This window comes from Novacetimonas maltaceti, assembly GCF_002906255.1.
Classification (GTDB): Bacteria; Pseudomonadota; Alphaproteobacteria; order Acetobacterales; family Acetobacteraceae; genus Novacetimonas; species Novacetimonas maltaceti.
Genome location: NZ_POTC01000026.1, coordinates 1 through 16872, shown reverse-complemented (window position 1 = coordinate 16872; position 16872 = coordinate 1). Strand labels below are relative to the sequence as shown.

General features: G+C 65.9%; 15 protein-coding genes and 1 riboswitch. Of the genes, 9 read left to right on the top strand and 6 right to left on the bottom strand.

From position 1 onward, the window contains the following. Window positions 1-76: 76 nt before the first annotated feature. The 3 genes from cobW to KMAL_RS10075 all read right to left on the bottom strand — a co-directional run bounded on the left by cobW (window position 77) and on the right by KMAL_RS10075 (window position 2581). Window positions 77-1144, bottom strand: coding sequence for a cobalamin biosynthesis protein CobW (cobW, locus tag KMAL_RS10085; RefSeq protein ID WP_110095581.1), 1068 nt, complete (start codon window positions 1142-1144; stop codon window positions 77-79). Further along, window positions 1141-1581: a DUF1636 domain-containing protein gene (locus tag KMAL_RS10080; RefSeq protein WP_110095597.1), complete on the bottom strand. Its 441-nt coding sequence runs from the start codon at window positions 1579-1581 to the stop codon at window positions 1141-1143. Before KMAL_RS10080 ends, cobW begins: the two co-directional genes overlap by 4 nt. Window positions 1582-1758: 177 nt before the next feature. Further along, window positions 1759-2023: riboswitch (cobalamin riboswitch) on the bottom strand. Window positions 2024-2041: 18 nt separating this feature from the next. After that, a complete protein-coding gene (locus KMAL_RS10075) occupies window positions 2042-2581 on the bottom strand; it encodes a histidine phosphatase family protein (RefSeq protein WP_110095580.1) in 540 nt (179 codons plus the stop codon). Between the two features lie 377 nt (window positions 2582-2958). Here KMAL_RS10075 and KMAL_RS10065 point away from each other — a divergent pair, with 377 nt between their 5' ends. Next, window positions 2959-3183, top strand: coding sequence for a CbtB domain-containing protein (locus KMAL_RS10065; protein ID WP_110095578.1), 225 nt, complete (start codon window positions 2959-2961; stop codon window positions 3181-3183). A 56-nt stretch (window positions 3184-3239) separates the two neighbouring features. Here KMAL_RS10065 and acuI read toward each other — a convergent pair whose 3' ends face one another. Further along, entirely contained in the window at window positions 3240-4226 is a 987-nt protein-coding gene (acuI, locus tag KMAL_RS10060) for an acrylyl-CoA reductase (NADPH) (protein WP_110095577.1), read from the bottom strand. 340 nt (window positions 4227-4566) lie between these two features. On the opposite strand from acuI, the gene KMAL_RS10055 reads away from it, so the two are divergent. The 3 genes from KMAL_RS10055 (at window position 4567) to KMAL_RS10040 (ending at window position 8415) form a co-directional block, all read left to right on the top strand. Next, window positions 4567-6009 carry an NAD-dependent succinate-semialdehyde dehydrogenase gene (locus tag KMAL_RS10055; RefSeq protein ID WP_110095576.1) on the top strand — a complete coding sequence of 481 codons (1443 nt, stop codon included), beginning with the start codon at window positions 4567-4569 and terminating at the stop codon, window positions 6007-6009. Window positions 6010-6134: 125 nt separating this feature from the next. After that, on the top strand, window positions 6135-6968 hold the full coding sequence (locus KMAL_RS10050) for a nitroreductase family protein (RefSeq protein ID WP_110095575.1): 834 nt from the start codon (window positions 6135-6137) through the stop codon (window positions 6966-6968). 355 nt (window positions 6969-7323) lie between these two features. Beyond that, entirely contained in the window at window positions 7324-8415 is a 1092-nt protein-coding gene (locus KMAL_RS10040; RefSeq protein ID WP_110095596.1) for a branched-chain amino acid aminotransferase, read from the top strand. A gap of 187 nt (window positions 8416-8602) precedes the next feature. Here the strand turns inward: KMAL_RS10040 and thiC are convergent, their stop codons facing one another. After that, window positions 8603-10444, bottom strand: a complete 1842-nt coding sequence (gene thiC, locus KMAL_RS10035; protein ID WP_110095573.1) for a phosphomethylpyrimidine synthase ThiC — start codon at window positions 10442-10444, stop codon at window positions 8603-8605. A 376-nt stretch (window positions 10445-10820) separates the two neighbouring features. Here thiC and ade point away from each other — a divergent pair, with 376 nt between their 5' ends. From ade to KMAL_RS10010, 5 genes are all read left to right on the top strand, one after another. Continuing rightward, complete coding sequence (gene ade / locus KMAL_RS10030) at window positions 10821-12521, top strand: adenine deaminase (protein WP_110095572.1); 1701 nt, start codon at window positions 10821-10823, stop codon at window positions 12519-12521. A gap of 16 nt (window positions 12522-12537) precedes the next feature. Continuing rightward, window positions 12538-13458, top strand: coding sequence for a site-specific integrase (locus tag KMAL_RS10025; protein WP_110095571.1), 921 nt, complete (start codon window positions 12538-12540; stop codon window positions 13456-13458). Then, window positions 13455-14165, top strand: a complete 711-nt coding sequence (locus tag KMAL_RS10020; RefSeq protein ID WP_110095570.1) for a hypothetical protein — start codon at window positions 13455-13457, stop codon at window positions 14163-14165. The genes KMAL_RS10025 and KMAL_RS10020 overlap by 4 nt, the downstream gene beginning before the upstream one ends. Continuing rightward, window positions 14165-14962 (top strand): hypothetical protein, encoded by a 798-nt coding sequence (locus KMAL_RS10015; protein WP_110095569.1) that lies wholly within the window; start codon window positions 14165-14167, stop codon window positions 14960-14962. The genes KMAL_RS10020 and KMAL_RS10015 overlap by 1 nt, the downstream gene beginning before the upstream one ends. 873 nt (window positions 14963-15835) lie before the next feature. Further along, window positions 15836-16456 carry an energy transducer TonB gene (locus KMAL_RS10010; protein ID WP_110095568.1) on the top strand — a complete coding sequence of 207 codons (621 nt, stop codon included), beginning with the start codon at window positions 15836-15838 and terminating at the stop codon, window positions 16454-16456. 131 nt (window positions 16457-16587) lie between these two features. Here KMAL_RS10010 and KMAL_RS17615 read toward each other — a convergent pair. Next, a partial coding sequence (locus tag KMAL_RS17615) for a transposase (RefSeq protein ID WP_239020065.1) occupies window positions 16588-16872 on the bottom strand: 285 nt, incomplete at its 5' end.

Genomic DNA, 16872 nt, shown 5'->3' with positions numbered 1-16872 from the left:
GGGTGTCGCCTTTTTTTAAAAAGGCGACGGCTTTCGAAGCTTTTTGGAAAAAGCTTCACCAAAAACTTTTACCACTTCAGGCCTGTTGCAGGTCTGCCTCGATCGCAGCACACGGCAGGCCCTTCTGCCCGATGATGACAAGGCTGCCGGTACGTGGCGCGCCATCGGGCAGGGGACGGTCGAACTGGTGGCGGAAGCGGCTGCCCACCCCCTGCACCGCAAGGCGCATCGGCTTGCCCCGCACGGCGGCGAATCCCTTCATGCGCAGGATGTCATATTTCTCCGCCACATGCGCGAGATGCGTGACAAAGGCGTCGGCGCTGGCCTGTTCGGGGATGGTGGCGACGAAGCTTTCGAAATCGTCATGCTCGTGCTCGCCCCCTTCCGCATCGTGGTGGGAGGGACGGGCCGACAGGTCGTCTTCCGCCGCCGCGTCCATGCCCAGCAGGACGACAGGGTCCACCTGCCCGTCCACGGCATGCACGATCTTGACCGCGCGGGGGATCTCCGCGCGGATCTCACGCTCCACCATGGCGATCTGTTCGGGCGTCATCAGGTCGGTCTTGTTGATGACCACCATGTCCGCCGACAGCAGCTGGTCCTCGTACACTTCGGCCAGGGGGTTGTCGTGGTCCAGCGACGGGTCCGCCTGACGCTGGCGCGCGATCTCGTCGGGGTCATCGGCGAAGCGCCCGGCGGCGACGGCGGGGCCATCGACCACGGTGATGACGCCATCGACCGTCATGCGCGTGCGCACCGTGGGCCAGCCGAACGCCTTGAGCAGCGGCTTGGGCAGCGCAAGGCCGGAGGTCTCGATCACGATATGCTCCGGCGGGTCGGCCCGGTCGAGCAGGGCTTCCATCGTCGGCAGGAAATCGTCCGCCACGGTGCAGCACAGGCAGCCGTTGGTCAGTTCGACAATGTCTTCCTCCCGGCAGCCTTCCACCCCGCAGGAGCGCAGCGTCTCGCCATCAATGCCCAGCGTGCCGAATTCGTTGACGACAATGGCGATGCGCCGCCCGCGCGCCTGTGACAGCACATGGCGCAGCAGCGTCGTCTTTCCCGCGCCAAGGAAGCCGGTGATGACGGTGACCGGCACCTTTGCGCGGGCGGCAGGGGCACGGGAAGGGGATGTGGTGGTCATGAACTTTGCTCCGTCAGGAGGGAGGCGGGAAAACGGCCCAGCACCATGTCCGACAGCGAGGCCGGGCGGCGCGAAGGCATGACGCTGCCGCCGCGGGAAGCGGCATAGGCGGCAAGGTATGTCATCAGGTCGTCGGCCTTCTCCGGGCCGAGATGGCCGAGCAGCCACCCCCATTTCCCCGGCATGGCGACGACGGCGGTGCAGCCACGGTCGCACGCGGCAAGGCACCTGACCTCATGCACGATGACATTGGTGCCCCGTGCACTGGCGGTCTCCGCCCGTTCGCGCATCGCGTCGTACAGGTCGCGTCCCGGCGGCGGCGCGCCAACCGGCAGGCCACGCAGGCAGGTGACGCAGACATGGACATGGATGGGGGGGATATGGGCGGCGGCGGTGTCGGAACCCGAGAGGGGAGAAGGGGTGTCGCCTGTGGTCATTGCACGTTCATCCTGCGCTGTCGTCGCGCGATTCCCGGTGGGGACGCGGACATGGCCGGGGTGCATCGCCCGTACGGCATCGCGGGCGATGCGTGGCACGGACATCAGGGCATCATCGCATTCCAGGCACCCCGCCGGACCTGCGACAGCAGTCATCGTGCCATGTCCCGGCAGGGGCCGGGCATGGCGATGATGGCAGGTCTCCTGACTTGTGGCCGGGGCATGGACATTGGGCGTCCGTGCCCGCGCGCCCGGCGTCTTCCCGGCCCACCGGGGCCAGTGACGTGCCGCGCCATGCCGGGACATGGTGTGGCCTGCCGGGTGTCTGATGCCACCTACAGTTGCGGGGGCAGTGACGGAATTGCGTGCGGCGGACTGCCGCGCCGCGCACCGTGCTTCCCTGTTTCATCCCTTTTGGGGAACCATCATGCGGGCTTTTACACGCGCGCGCCGGGCAGAGTCAAAACGCCGCTGCCGTCCCCGCTTCACGCACCCGCCAGCGGTTGTGGAATGTCAGGACGGTGCGGGTGCATGGCGCGATGTCGAGGGCCGCGAACGCCCCCGCCCCCGCGCCAAGCGTCGCCAGCACGAGGGCGCGTATGACCAGCGCATCCGCGACAAGCGCCAGTCCCTTGTGATCGGTGGGGCAATGCGCAAGCCACTCCGTCACGCGCGCCAGCACGTCGCGCAGGCTTTCGCCCCCCGGCGGGGCGAAGGCCGGGTCCGTGATCCATGCCGCGACCTCATGTGCCGGCAGGTCACGCAGGGCGCGTCCCTGCCATGCGCCATGGCAGCGCGCGCGCAGGGCAGGATGGGGCAGGGGCGTGCGCCCGGTCCATGGGCCGACCCGCGCGGCATTATCCTCGCCACAGGTGACGGGGACGCCCGCACACCAGTGCGCGGCCTGCCCGGGTGGCAGCGCAGGCAGGTCGTCACGGGCGGGAATGATGGCGCGGCGCAGGCAGTCGGGCGCGGGAAGGGACAGGCAGGTCAGGTGCATGGCGGGATTCGCTTCCGTGCGTGCAGGGAGGGGGGCTTTTATCAGACAGGAAAACGTCTGTTCCTTCAGGCGAAAAGGCAGTCCGGCGGAATTCCCGAAGGTTCTTGGCGAGGCTTTTTTCAAAAAGCGTCGAAGGACGCAGCCATTTTGAGAAAATACGGCATCCGGACAATGCCAATCCCGATCAGCAGGCGTGCCGCAACCTTCCGGCCTTCCCTGAAATGACCTGCCCGCAGGACGGGATCAGCAGGCTTCGTGGGGAAGCCATGGTTTCCCATCCCCCGTCGCGCATGCCCGCCCCCCGCCGTGAAGCGTTTGCCGATGGGCACGAAATCGGTTAGTCGGGGGATCACGTCTGATCAGGGAGTGCATTTGCCATGAACCACACATCTTCCGTCCTGCCCACCGGCGGCCTGTCTTCCGCACCTGCCGCGATTCCGGTTCGTGACCTGCTGCCGTGGGCGGTGTTCGGCCTCGTGATCGCGTCACTGCTGCTGTATTTCGTCGGCGCGGAACAGGGGGCGACCTCGCTGGTGTCGGGGCATTATGTCCATGAATTCGTCCATGACGGACGCCACCTGCTCGGCTTCCCCTGCCACTGACCTGCGGTCGGGTTGACCTGTCCTGATGCCCGCGCGGGTGTCGGGACGGCGTGGGGCTAGCCCTCGCGCGTGTTGACGACGGTGCGGCCGCGGATATTGCCCGCCAGCAGTTGCGGCGCGGTCGTGATCGCCTGCTTCAGGGTAATTTCCGCGCACATCGAATCGATCAGCGCGGGATCAAGGTCGCGTTCCAGCCGCGCCCATGCGGCCATGCGCTGCTCACGCGGGCACATCACGCTGTCGATCCCGCGCAGGGTAATGCCACGCAGGATGAACGGCGCGACCGTCAGCGGCAGGTCCATGCCCGCCGCAAGCCCGCACGCGGCGATGACGCCGCCGGGCCGCATGCTGGCGCACAGCGCGGCCAGCACCTTTCCCCCCGCGACATCAATGGCCCCGCTCCACCGTGCGCCCTGCAGCGGGCGGGGGGTATAGGCCAGCGCCGAACGCCCCACCACTTCGGCAGCACCCAGCATGCGCAGGTATTCCGTCAGGCTGTCGCGCCCGGTCACGGCCACCACCCGGTATCCCAGGCGCGCCAGCAGGGCGATGGCGATGCCGCCCACACCACCACCCGCCCCGGTCACGACGATGTCGCCATCGCCGGGCGTCACGCCGCCCTTCTCCAGCGCCATGACGCACAGCATCGCGGTATAGCCCGCCGTGCCGATGCCCATGCACTGCCGCGCGGAAAAGCCACGCGGGCGCGGCAGCAGCCATTTCCCATGTACGCGCGCCATCTGCGACAGCCCGCCCCAGTGTTCCTCGCCCAGTCCCCATCCATTGGCGATCACCTGGTCGCCGGGGCGATGGACGGGGTCGTCGGATGCAAGGATTTCCCCCGCAAGGTCGATGCCGGGGATCATGGGAAAACGCCGCACCACCGGGCCGCGTCCCGTGATTGCCAGCGCGTCCTTGTAGTTGAGGGAGGAGTAATCGACACGTACCGTGATCTCGCCTTCCGGCAGGTCGGCGGGATCAATGCTGCGTACGCCCGCGCGTGATCCCGCGCGGGTCTTGTCGATCATGATGGCGTTGAACATCGGCGCGCTCTCCGGCGAGTCATGGCAGGCAGGGATGCTCCCCTGTCCAGATTGCGGTCCGTAACCTGTGGCGGATCAGGATAAAACGACCGGATATCAGGAACCTGTACAATTTCAGGAGAGGTCGTCCGCCGCGCCCCACCCGCACATGGGGCCGTGTGGGCACGCGGCCGCCGGGCGTGCGGACGCGCGATAGGCGCAGGTTTTGCGATGCCTGTGCAGCGACATCCGCGTGAACTGTCTGTTTTGTGATCTGGATATGTGCTGCGCTGGGACGCTGATGCCAATATGGCGCGACATGTGCGCACATGACGGATCGTGTAATGAAAGCAGGAAGCCGATGACAGCCTATTGCAATACACAACTCTATATCGACGGGGCATGGACGGACGGCGCGACGGGGCGCACGATCGATGTGGTCAACCCCGCCACCGCGCAGGTGATCGGCCATGTCGCCCATGCCGGGGCGCAGGACCTTCGCCGGGCGCTCGACGCCGCGGCGCGTGGCTTTGCGACATGGAGCAGCACCTCCCCGCTGGAGCGTTCCGACATCCTGCGCCGGGCCGCGGGCCTGCTGCGCGAACGCAGTGGCGACATCGCGGCCCTGATGACGATGGAACAGGGCAAGCCCGTGGGCGAGGCGCGGATCGAACTGCTGGCCGCCGCCGATGTCGTGGACTGGATGGCGGAGGAGGGGCGTCGCGCCTATGGCCGGATCGTCCCTGCCCGCGTGCCCGGTGTCATGCAGGAAGTGATCCGCAGCCCCGTCGGGCCGGTGGCTGCCTTCTGCCCGTGGAATTTCCCCGTCAACCAGGTCGCGCGCAAGGTGGGGGCGGCGCTGGCGGCGGGATGTTCGATCATCGTCAAGGCGGCGGAGGAAACCCCGGCGTCCCCTGCGGCCTTCATCCGCACGCTGGCGGATGCGGGCGTGCCGGCGGGCGTGCTGGCGCTGGTCTATGGCACGCCGGCGGAGATTTCGGAGACGCTGATCGCCGATCCCGTCATCCGCAAGGTCACGTTCACGGGATCCACCCCGGTGGGCAAGCACCTCGCGGCACTTGCGGGCGCGCACATGAAGCGCGCGACGATGGAACTGGGCGGCCACGCGCCGGTGATCGTCAGCGCCGATGCGGACATGGACCGCGCGGTGTCGCTGCTGGCGGGGGCGAAGTTCCGCAATGCGGGGCAGGTGTGCATCTCCCCCACGCGGTTCCTGGTGGAACGCCCCGTCTATGACACGTTCGTCAGTCGCTTTGCCGAGGTCGCATCGGGCCTGCGCGTGGGCGATGGCCTGGCGGAGGGGACGCAGATGGGGCCACTGGCCAATGTCCGGCGGGTGGACATGATGGAAACGCTGGTGGCCGATGCGATGGAGCAGGGCGCGCGCCTTGCCACTGGGGGCAAGCGTATCGGCAATACCGGCTATTTCTTCGAACCCACCGTGCTGGCGGATGTCACGCCCGGCATGCGGATCATGAACGAGGAACCTTTCGGCCCGATCGCGCTGATGGCGCCTTACGATACGCTCGACGCGGCCGTGGCGGAGGCGAACCGCCTGAGTTTCGGGCTGGCGTCCTACGCCTTTACCGGGTCCGGGCGCACGGCGGCCATCCTGCGTGACCGGATGCGCGCGGGCATGCTGACGATCAACCATATCGGGCTGGGCCTGCCGGAAATCCCGTTCGGAGGGATCGGGGATTCGGGCTATGGCTCCGAAGGCGGGACGGAGGCGCTGGAGGCCTATCTGGACACGCGGCTGGTCACGGTGCGGGCGTACGGCTGACGGAACGTTCCGGATCAGGCGTGCGTGAAGAAGGGGGCAGGTGTGACATCGCGTGGCTACCGCCACGCGATGCGATCGTGATGAGGTAGCCTTTCCTTTGTTTTTGTACAAGAAGGGGTATCGCCATGGTGGATGCACCGACTTCATCTTCCTCGCTGGCTGACCTGTGGAAAGCACGCTACCGTCAGCCCCCGCCGGATGTGGCGTTGCCGGAAAACACGGTCGTGCGCGGCCTGATGGCCCATCGTTCCGTCCGCGCCTTTTCCGCCGCCTCCGTGCCGCAGGGCACGCTGGAGGCGGCGATCGCGGCGGCACAGTCCGCGTCGAGTTCGTGCAATTTCCAGGCGTGGAGCGTGATTGCCGTCACCGACCCGCAACGCCGCGCGCGCCTGGCGAAGCTGGCGGGGGACCAGGCGTTTATCGCGCAGGCGCCGCTGTTCCTTGTGTGGGTGGCGGACCTGTCGCGGCTGGAACATGTGGCCGATGCGCACGCGCAGCCACATGTGGCGCTGGACTACCTCGAAAGCTTCACCATGGCGGTGGCCGATACGTCGTTCGCGGCGCAGAATGCGGCGGCGGCGTTCGAATCCTTCGGCCTTGGCATCGTCTATGTCGGCGCGGTGCGCAACCATCCCGGCGAAATCGCCTCCGAACTGGGGCTGCCGCCACGCACCGTCGCCGTCTTCGGCATGTGCGTGGGCCATCCCGACCGCAAGCAGCCCACCGCGATCAAGCCGCGCCTGCCGCAGTCGGCGGTGCTGCACCATGAAAAATATGCAGGCAGCGAGGTGGAAGTCCCCGCCTATGACGCCACCATGATGCAGTTCCGTGCCGAGCAGGGCATGTCGCCACAGGACTGGTCCACCACCGTGATCGGGCGCATCCGTGATGCAAAGGCGCTGCACGGGCGCGACCGCCTGCGCGAGGAACTGGTGCGCCGGGGGTTCGAACTGCGCTAGGAGCCTGGAAAAGATCTGGGAATAAAAGTTTCTGGCGAAGCTTTTTTCAAAAGCTTCGTGGAACGCCGCCTTTTTAAAAAAGGCGGCACCCAAAAACTTTTGGTGATTGCCGAATATTCCCGAGGTGGTTTTCCCCGACTGCCTCCGGGTCGATCAGGCGAAACCGGGGGGGCGGACAGGATATGCCGCCATGGGCGCGGCTGTCGGCCCTTGCCCATGATCAATCGGGTTGGTGGTCGTGGGCTTGACCTGCGGGATATTCTGGGGAAGTTGTTTCCGTTTCCCGTCCGGATGCGCAAAAAACAGCCCGGCATGTCGCCGTGGCGGCCGCGCATTATGAAAGAGAACAATGGTCATGGACAGCGTCAGTACACCCCGTTTCACGCTTTCACCGAATCCTTCTCCGGTTTCGCCGGAGCGTCGGGCGGAGGTATTGGCCAACCCCGGGTTCGGCAAGATCTTCACCGACCACATGGCCCTCATCCGCTATACCGAGGGGCAGGGCTGGCATGATCCCGTGATCCGTGCCTATGCGCCGATCACGCTCGACCCGGCTGCGGCGGTGCTGCACTACGCGCAGGAAATCTTCGAGGGGATGAAGGCCTACCGCACGGCGCAGGGGGGCATTTCGCTGTTCCGTCCCGACGCCAACGCCCGGCGTTTCCGCAAGTCGGCCGAGCGCATGGCCATGGCCCAGCTGCCTGAGGACCTGTTTGTCGAGGCGGTGTGCCAGCTGGTGAAGATGGATCGCGACTGGGTGCCCGCCCGTCCCGATGAGAGCCTGTATATCCGCCCCTTCATGATCGCGAGCGAGGCGTTCCTGGGCGTCAAGCCGGCGTCGGAATACCTGTTCATGGTCATCGCTTCCCCCGTGGGCGCCTATTTCGGGGAGCAGGCCGTCAGCGTCTGGGTGTCCGAATACTGCCGCGCCGCCCCCGGTGGCACGGGCGAGGCGAAGTGTGGCGGCAATTACGCCGCAAGCCTGATGGCGCAGAAGGAGGCCAAGGGCCATGGCTGCGCGCAGGTGCTGTTCCTTGATGCGGTGGAGCGCCGCTGGATCGAGGAAATGGGCGGCATGAACGTGTTTTTCGTCCTTGATGACGGCTCGCTCGTCACCCCGCCGCTGACGGGCACGATCCTGCGTGGCATCACGCGCGACTCCATCCTGCGCATCGCGCGTGACGGGGGGCTTACGGTGCGTGAGGAACCCTATGCGATCGACCAGATGTATGCCGACGCTGCCAGCGGCCGCCTGCGTGAGGTGTTCGCCTGCGGCACGGCGGCGGTGATCTCCCCCATCGGGCGGTTCCGCGGCAAGCAGGGCGAGGTCGTGATTGGCGATGGCATCAGCATCGGCCCGGTGACGGAAAAGCTGCGCACCAACCTGATCGCGATCCAGCGCGGCAATGCACCCGATCCGTATGGCTGGGTGCACAAGGTCATCTGAACCGCACCACCCATGATGGGGAAAGGGGTTCATGGAAATGCGCGTCCGGAATGGACGCGCATTTTTCATATGGAATTTTCTGAAATTAACAAAAGTTTTTTGGTGAAGCTTTTTTCAAAAAGCTTCGAAAGACACCGCCTTTTTGAAAAAAGGCGGCACCCAAAAACTTTTGTTCCTTAAATGTCTTTCACTCCGCCGCGGGTTCGCCCTCGGGCATGGGGACATACAGGCGGTTTCCGCCTTCGCGGAACTCCTCCTTCTTCTGCGCCATCCCGGCCTCACGCGCGGCATTGTCGCGCAGGTCGTGGCTGATGCGCATGGAGCAGAATTTCGGCCCGCACATCGAACAGAAATGCGCGCTCTTGTGCGCCTCGCGCGGCATGGTCTCGTCATGGTAGGCGCAGGCCGTATCGGGGTCGAGCGACAGCCTGAACTGGTCGTTCCAGCGGAAGTCGAAGCGCGCGCGGCTGATCGCGTCATCGCGCAGCTGCGCCGCCGGGTGCCCCTTGGCCAGGTCGGCGGCATGGGCGGCGATGCGGTAGGTGATGACGCCGGTCTTCACGTCGTTGCGGTCCGGCAGGCCCAGATGTTCCTTTGGCGTCACGTAACACAGCATCGCGGTGCCGAACCACCCGATCATGGCCGCGCCGATGCCCGACGTGATGTGGTCATATCCCGGCGCGATGTCGGTCGTCAGCGGGCCAAGCGTGTAGAACGGGGCCTCCCCACATTCGCGCAGCTGCTTTTCCACATTGACCTTGATCTTGTGCATGGGCACGTGGCCCGGCCCCTCGATCATGACCTGGCAGCCCTTGGCCCATGCGATTTTCGTCAGTTCGCCCAGCGTCTCAAGCTCCGCGAACTGGGCCGCGTCATTGGCATCGGCGATGGAGCCGGGACGCAGCCCGTCGCCAAGCGAGAACGACACGTCATAGCGGCGCATGATGTCGCAGATTTCGGGGAAATGTTCGTACAGGAAGCTTTCGCGGTGATGGTGCAGGCACCACCCCGCCATGATCGACCCCCCGCGTGAGACGATGCCCGTGACGCGGTTGACCGTCAGCGGCACATGGCGCAGGCGCACGCCGGCATGGATGGTGAAATAGTCCACGCCCTGTTCGGCCTGTTCGATCAGCGTGTCGCGGAAGATCTCCCACGTCAGGGCCTCTGGCACGCCGCCGACCTTTTCCAGCGCCTGGTACAGCGGCACCGTGCCGATCGGCACCGGCGCGTTGCGGATGATCCAGTCGCGGATGTTGTGGATGTTGCGCCCGGTGGACAGGTCCATCACCGTGTCCGCGCCCCAGCGGATGGACCAGACCATTTTCTCCACTTCCTCCGCCACGGAGGAGGTGACGGCGGAATTGCCGATGTTCGCGTTCACCTTCACAAGGAAGTTGCGTCCGATGACCATCGGTTCGAGTTCTGGATGGTTGATGTTGGCAGGCAGGATCGCCCGCCCCGACGCGATTTCGGAGCGCACGAATTCCGGGGTGATGAAGGCCGGGATGTCCGCCCCGAAATCCTCCCCGTCCGCGCGGCGCGCCTCCGCGCCCGCCACCATTTCCGTCCGGCCAAGGTTTTCGCGGTGCGCGGCATAGATCATCTCCTCCGTGATGATGCCCGCGCGGGCGAATTCGAACTGCGTGACCTTCGTGCCGCGCCTGCCCTCGCGCACCACATGCGGCGCGGGGCAGGGGGGGACAAGCTGCTCGCCCGCGGCGAAGCCGTTATCCTCCGGCCGGACGGCGCGCGGTGTCACGGTGATGGTGTCGCGTGCGGCGATCCAGTCCTCGCGGATGCGCGGCAGGCCCCTGTTCACGTCCGTATGGGCGGGGGAGGCCGTATAGGGGCCGGACGTGTCATAGACGCGCACCGGCGGTTCGTTGGCCGAGGGTTCCAGCGCGATTTCGCGGAACGGCACGCGGATGTCCGGACGGCCGGTGGGGGAAGACCACGCCTTGACCGAGCCCTGGATCGGGCCGGTGGTGACATGGTCGGGAGAGGAAGGCGGGACAATCTTGTTCATGACAGGACACCTCGTGTTTCTCTCCGACAGGGGAAGGGGAGAAACCGGAAAGGTGGTCCTGCGGGCGCGGATCGCGTCGGGAGGCCTGCTGTTCCGATGTCACACCAGTCCCTCCGCCGGTATGAACCGGATCAGGTTCCCCGGGCGCGGCATGCGCCCGGCAGGGTCCCCGCATCCACGCCATGGTGGCGTGCCAGCGGTATCTCAGCCCCTTTGACGGGACTCCCCTTGGTCGGTGCAGGATCGGCAAAGCCGCGCGGATTGTCAATCACCGGGGCGATCGGACAACAGGATGTGAAAAATATGCCCGCCCGGTATCTGCATCGGGGCGGAGTAGGGTAAAAGGGCAAGGGAAATCAGAACGGAAGACAGGCCGATGACCACCCGACCGATCCCCACCCGCATCGCGCAGGGCCGTGGCGGCGAACCCGCCGATACCGTCATCCGTGGCGCGCGCCTCCTTGACCTGGTGACGGGGGAGCTTCTGGATGGTGACATCGCCCTTTGTGGCGATACCATCGTGGGCACGCTGGACCATTACGAGGGGCGCCGCGTCATCGACGCGCATGGCCGCATCGCGGTGCCGGGGTTCATCGACACGCACCTGCATGTCGAATCCTCGCTCATCACGCCGTTCGAATTCGACCGCTGCGTCCTGCCGCACGGGGTGACGACCGCCATCTGCGACCCGCATGAAATGGCCAACGTGCTGGGGCGCGCGGCGCTGGAGTATTTCGTGGCCGCCGCGTCGCGCGTGGTGATGGACCTGCGCGTCAACCTGTCGAGCTGCGTGCCGTCCACCGCGCTTGAAACATCCGGCGCGTGCCTGTCCGCCGCCGACCTGGTGGAATGGCGCGACCATCCGAAGGTCATCGGCCTTGCGGAATTCATGAACGTGCCCGGCGTGATCAACGCGGACCCGGGCTGCATGGAAAAACTGGCGGCCTTTGCGGGGCGGCACATCGATGGGCATGCGCCGCTGCTGCGCGGGCGGGCGCTCAATGCGTACCTGTCAGCGGGGATTTCCACCGACCATGAGGCCACGACCGCGGCCGAGGCGCTGGAGAAGGTACGCAAGGGCATGACGGTGCTGATCCGCGAGGGATCGGTGTGCAAGGACCTGCGCGCGCTTGTCCCGCTGCTGACGCCCGCGACATCGCCGTTCTTCGCCTTCTGCACCGATGACCGCAACCCGCTGGAAATCGCGCATGAGGGGCATCTGGATTACCTGATCCGCCTTGCGATCGCCGAAGGTGTCGAACCCGTCGCCGCCTATCGCAGCGCCTCGCTCAGTGCGGCGCAGGCTTTTGGCCTGCGTGACCGGGGGATGATCGCGCCGGGATGGCGGGCGGATATCGTGCTGCTTGATGACCTGCGCGAATGTCGCGTCTCCGACGTGATCGCGGCGGGGCGCGTGGTCGATGATGCGCTGTTCGCCGCGCGCGAAGTCATCGCGCCGGTGGGACTGGACAGCGTCAGCCTGCCCGCCCCGGTCAGTGCCGCCGACATGGCGCAGGCGGGCGATGGCGTGCAGGCCCCGGTGATCGGCCTGATCCCCGGACAGATCATCACCGAATTCCTGCGTGCCGACATGCCGGTGCGCGACGGTGTGGTGCAGGCCGACCCCGCCCGCGACATCGCGCGGGTGTGCGTGGTGGCGCGACACGGGCATAACGACAATATCGGGCGGGGTCTGGTAAAGGGATTCGGGCTGAAGGCCGGGGCGCTGGCCTCATCGGTCGGGCATGACAGCCACAATATCTGCGTGGTCGGGATCGACGGCGCGGACATGGCCGCCGCCGTCAACCATCTGGAGGCCACGGGTGGCGGCTTTGTCGTCGTGCGCGACGGGCGCGTGGTGGCAGACCTGCCGCTGCCGATCGCAGGATTGATGAGCGACGCCCCGTTCGAGCAGGTGGCCGCCCGTCTGGAGGTGCTGCGCGCCGCCGCGCGCGGGTTGGGCTGCACCCTGGATGAGCCGTTCCTGCAACTGGCGTTCCTGCCGCTGCCCGTGATCCCACACCTCAAGATCACGGATTTCGGGATGGTCGATGTCGATCGCATGGCCCTGCTGTAGGATGCGCGGATAACCGATGGCACAGGACATGACGGCGCACGGCGACACCATTACCCCCCGGCCACAGGCCACGGCGACGCTGCGTGCCTATCGCGCCGACTGGATGCATTTCACCGCATGGTGCGCGCAGCACGGGGTGCGGCCCATCCCGGCCACGGCAGGGGATGTCGCGGCCTATCTGGCATCCCTGCGCGATTATGCCCCGGCCACGATCCGCCGCCGCCTTGCCGCGATCGGCAAGATGCACCGTTTCAACAGCCAGCCATGGAAGGTCAGCGATCCCGTCATCCGCACCGCCCTGCAGGCCGCGCTGGAAGCCGCGACGCCACAGGTCGCCCCCCAGCCGGAAATCCTGACGGCGGCACAGTTGCGGGTGATGGTCGAACGCTGCGACGACAGCGCGCGCGGGCGGCGTGACCGGTGCCTGCTGGTCTTCGGCTTCGCGGGCGCGCTGCGGCGCTCCGAACTGGTGGGGTTGATGGTGGAGGACGTGCGCATCGTGCCGCATGGCGTGGTGCTGCATGTCCGCAACCGCGCGGCGTCCGCCCCGGCAGGTGCGCCGGACACGTCGGAAGGGGAAGACGTCATGATGCCGCAGCGTCCCGATGACCTGCTGCTCTGTCCCGCCGATGCGTTTGCCGCGTGGCAGAAGGTGGCGCATCGCCAGACCGGCCCGCTGTTCCGTCCCATTTCCAAGGGCGACCGGGCCGGGGGACGCGCGCTGACCCCATTTGCCGTGACGCGCATCCTGCAACGTCGCGCGGCCCTGGCGGACATGGACGCGTCCCATGCGGCGCGGCTGAGCGCCCATGCCCTGCGGGCGGGGTATATCGTCGATGCGCTTGCCCGTGGCGTCGATGTGGAGGAGGTGCGCCGCCATACGCGCCATCGTGACCCGCGCGGGATGCTCGCCTACGTCCGGGCCAGCGCGCCATGACCGGGAACCTGCGTTTCCCATGGGCCGACCTGCCACCGGTCAAGGGGGATGAACCGCCGCCCGACTCCGCCGCGCCTGCGCCCGCGCCACGCGGGCGGCGCGGGCGCAGGCCCCTTGCGGCCTGGCGTGCCGCGGCGGGGGAGGGGTACTGGCAGTGGTGGCACCTGCTGGTCCATGGCCCGGTCGCGGCCGTGGATGACTTTGCCGCTGCGGCGCGCGGGCGGGGCCTGATCCCGTGGCCCTTTGACGGGGACCGGGTGGAGGAGGACATGTTCGCGCTGGCGATTGGCGACGGGGCCTCGGCCCATACCCATCGTGGCCTGTCGATCGAGGGATGCCGCATCCTTGCGCGGCAGTTCCGCGATGCGGCGGAGGTGCGCCATTCGCACAACCTGATGCGCATGGACCGTCCCTGCGTGCTGGATTTCCACGCGCTGGTGCCCGTCCCCCCCACCATCCTGCGGCTGGGGGCGACGCATCCCGATGCGCTGTCATGGCTGCGGCGGCACTGGGGCACGGCGGAGGCCCCGCGCAACGTGCAGCGGCTGGTGGGGCGCAAGGCGGGACGCCGCCTGCCCAACGGGCACAGGCCCGTGGTCTATGGCTTCTTCACCCCCCGTGCGGAAGCCCCCGAACCGCTGGTTGCCGCCGTGCGCGCGCGCTGGCCGGACCTGTCCTTCGTCCTGTCGGCACGGGACATGGCCTGATGGCGCAATACGACCTGTTCGAGGAAGATGGCCGTCCGGAACCCGTCATCCGCATGGAGGCGTACCAGGGCGGCCTGACGCACCTGCTGGCGCTGGCGCAGGCACGCAGGATCGATATCCGTGCGCTCGACCTTGTCGCGCTGGTGGACCAGTTGACGGTCGCCATCCGCACCTCGTCCTCCCTGCCGCTGGGGCGGCGGGCGGAATGGGCGGTCATGGTGTCGGGGCTGCTGCTGCTGCGTTCGCGCCTGATGCTGCCGGCCGACGACCCGCGACGGCAGGAAGCCACGGACGAGGTCTCGCGCCTGCGCGCGCAACTGCTGGCGGCGGAGGAGGCGGCCCGTCTTGCCGCGTGGCTGTCGGCCCGCCCGCAACTGGGCCGCGACATCCACGTTTACGGGGCCGGGCCTGCCTGCGCCCTGACGGAGCAGCCGCCCGAATGGGAAACCGACCGGATCGAATTCCTGTGGGGATGCCTTGCGGTCTTTGACGGCAACTGGGGCGTGCCGCCGCCCGAACCCGGTTACGCGCCGGTGCAGCTTGACCTGTTCGGCGTGGAGGATGCGCGCGTGCGCGTGCGCCACGCCCTGCGGATGGCCGATGGCCCGGTCATGCTGGACCGGATGCTGCCGGAGGCGGCGTCACACGCGATGCCCGGCCCCCCCGGCCTGGTGCCCGTGCGTGCGCGCTCCGCATGGACCAGCACCTTTACCGCCTGCCTGGAACTGGTGAAGCAGGGAGAGGCCCTCGCCATGCAGGAGGAACCCGACCCGCTGCCGGCATTCAGCCGCAGTTGAGGGCGGCCCTGCCGGGATGTGGCGGAATTGTGGCCCTGCGCGCCGGGGGCAGTAATATTTTGTTAGCCGTAAATATAACATCTGGTGTATGATGCCTTTCGCCGCGATGCATTGATCGGGGCGACGAACCGCATGAACAGTGCGACGAAATTGCGTGAATACATCGTGTAATAACGAAAAGTGATCTGGCGATGCGGAACCCGCTACCGCATATCGTTTCGATATGATAACTTTATGTCGCGCAATTGTCATTCTGGCCAAGAAACGTAAAGCAGGGGGCGGGGCGCGCCGTGGACGGAAGGTGGGGACCACGGTGGCATCACGGGCTGCGGGCGCTGCCCGCAGGGTTATCAACGATGTGCGAAAGTGGGTTCCATGACGCGTCGCCAGTGTGTTTTTTCCATTAATTGTTGTCCCTTAGCTTGACTGCGCGGGGTTTTTGCTCAAGCTGGCAAAATCAGTTTTTCATCGGGTGGGGATGGCGTTTCTGGTTTGTTATTTTCGGTAATCGATTCACGAAGCATGACGCGTGTCCTCCCATGCCGTTTCGGCCACAAGAGGGTTGATTTCGGAGAGTTAATAATGTTTATGGACGTTTATGGATAAATCATGATGGACAAGCGACTTTCCTTGCAGGGAGGGAACCGGCTACCGGCTTCGCGACTGTTTGCCAGTCCTTCTGACACGCTGTCTGCCGCAATCCGTGGCGATGATGCAGGCAGTGCTATCCGGTTGGAGGAATGTCGGGCTGGCGCAGTCGGATTCAACCAGACGTTTCGTAGATATCTGGTCATACTCTCGTAGTATTCGGTCAAATCAGAACATCAGGAAACTTTCTACAAACTCCATTAACTATGCCGTTCTGAATGAGGTATGGGTATGACGTATGCGGAACAAAGTGACAATCGATTACAGAAAGCCATAATATTTGGCGTCGTTTTACTTTTCGAGGGCGCTCTTGTCACGGCGCTGATGTACGGCCTTGGCGCGCCCAAGTCCTCGCCGCCGCCGCCGCCGCGTCCGCCAGTGCAGGCCCGGGTCATAAAGCCGCCGCCGCCGCCGTACATCCCGCCGCCGAAGATCCAGGTGCAGGCCCCGCCGCCGCCGATCAAGCACGTGACGCATACGAAGCCGCCCAAGCCCATGCCGCCGGCCAAGGTGACCCCGCCGTCGTCGTCGGATGCGCCGGTGTCCAATGCGCCGCCCGTGCCCGATCACATGGCCGGTTCGTCGCCGCTGAACCATGTGGTGCCCGAATATCCGGAAGAAATGTCGGATGCGGGTCGTGAAGGCGTCGTGACCGTTGCGTGTGACGTTGAAACGACGGGCGCGACCAGCAACTGTCAGGTCATGAGCGTGAAGGGTGGGCAGCCGTTTGCCGATGCCGCGCTGCGTGCCGTGCGTCAGTCGCGTTACGCTCCGGCCGTGAAAAATGGTGTTCCGGTCAAGGAATTTCATCACCTTTATACCATCACATTCAGCCTGAACGACTGAGTGTGGCGGTGTCAGCCAATGTTGCGATGCGGGGGCTCGCAGTCCCCCGCAGCTTCTAAAAACAACACGTCCTGTCTAGCAGCCTGTCGGGTTGGGCATTTTGCGGCTGATAACGCCAAGGCTGACCTGGCTTATGCTGCCTGAAGCCGCGCCATTCTTTTACAGTTGTATGCGAGAGCAACTAGTGTCCATTCGGTCGTGACTTTTGCAAGGCCACGCAGGCTGAACCTTCTGAAGCCCATGATGCTTTTGATAATTCCAAAGACCGGCTCCACGGTCTGTTTTCGTAGTCTGTAAAGATCTCCGGCTTCTGTAGTTTCCAGCCTGTCCTTCATGGCAAGCCGCCAGGGTTCGGTTATCCGGCGTGGCTCCCTTTCTGCGGGCCGGGGTCGGAAGTCGTAAGGTCTGCGGGCACA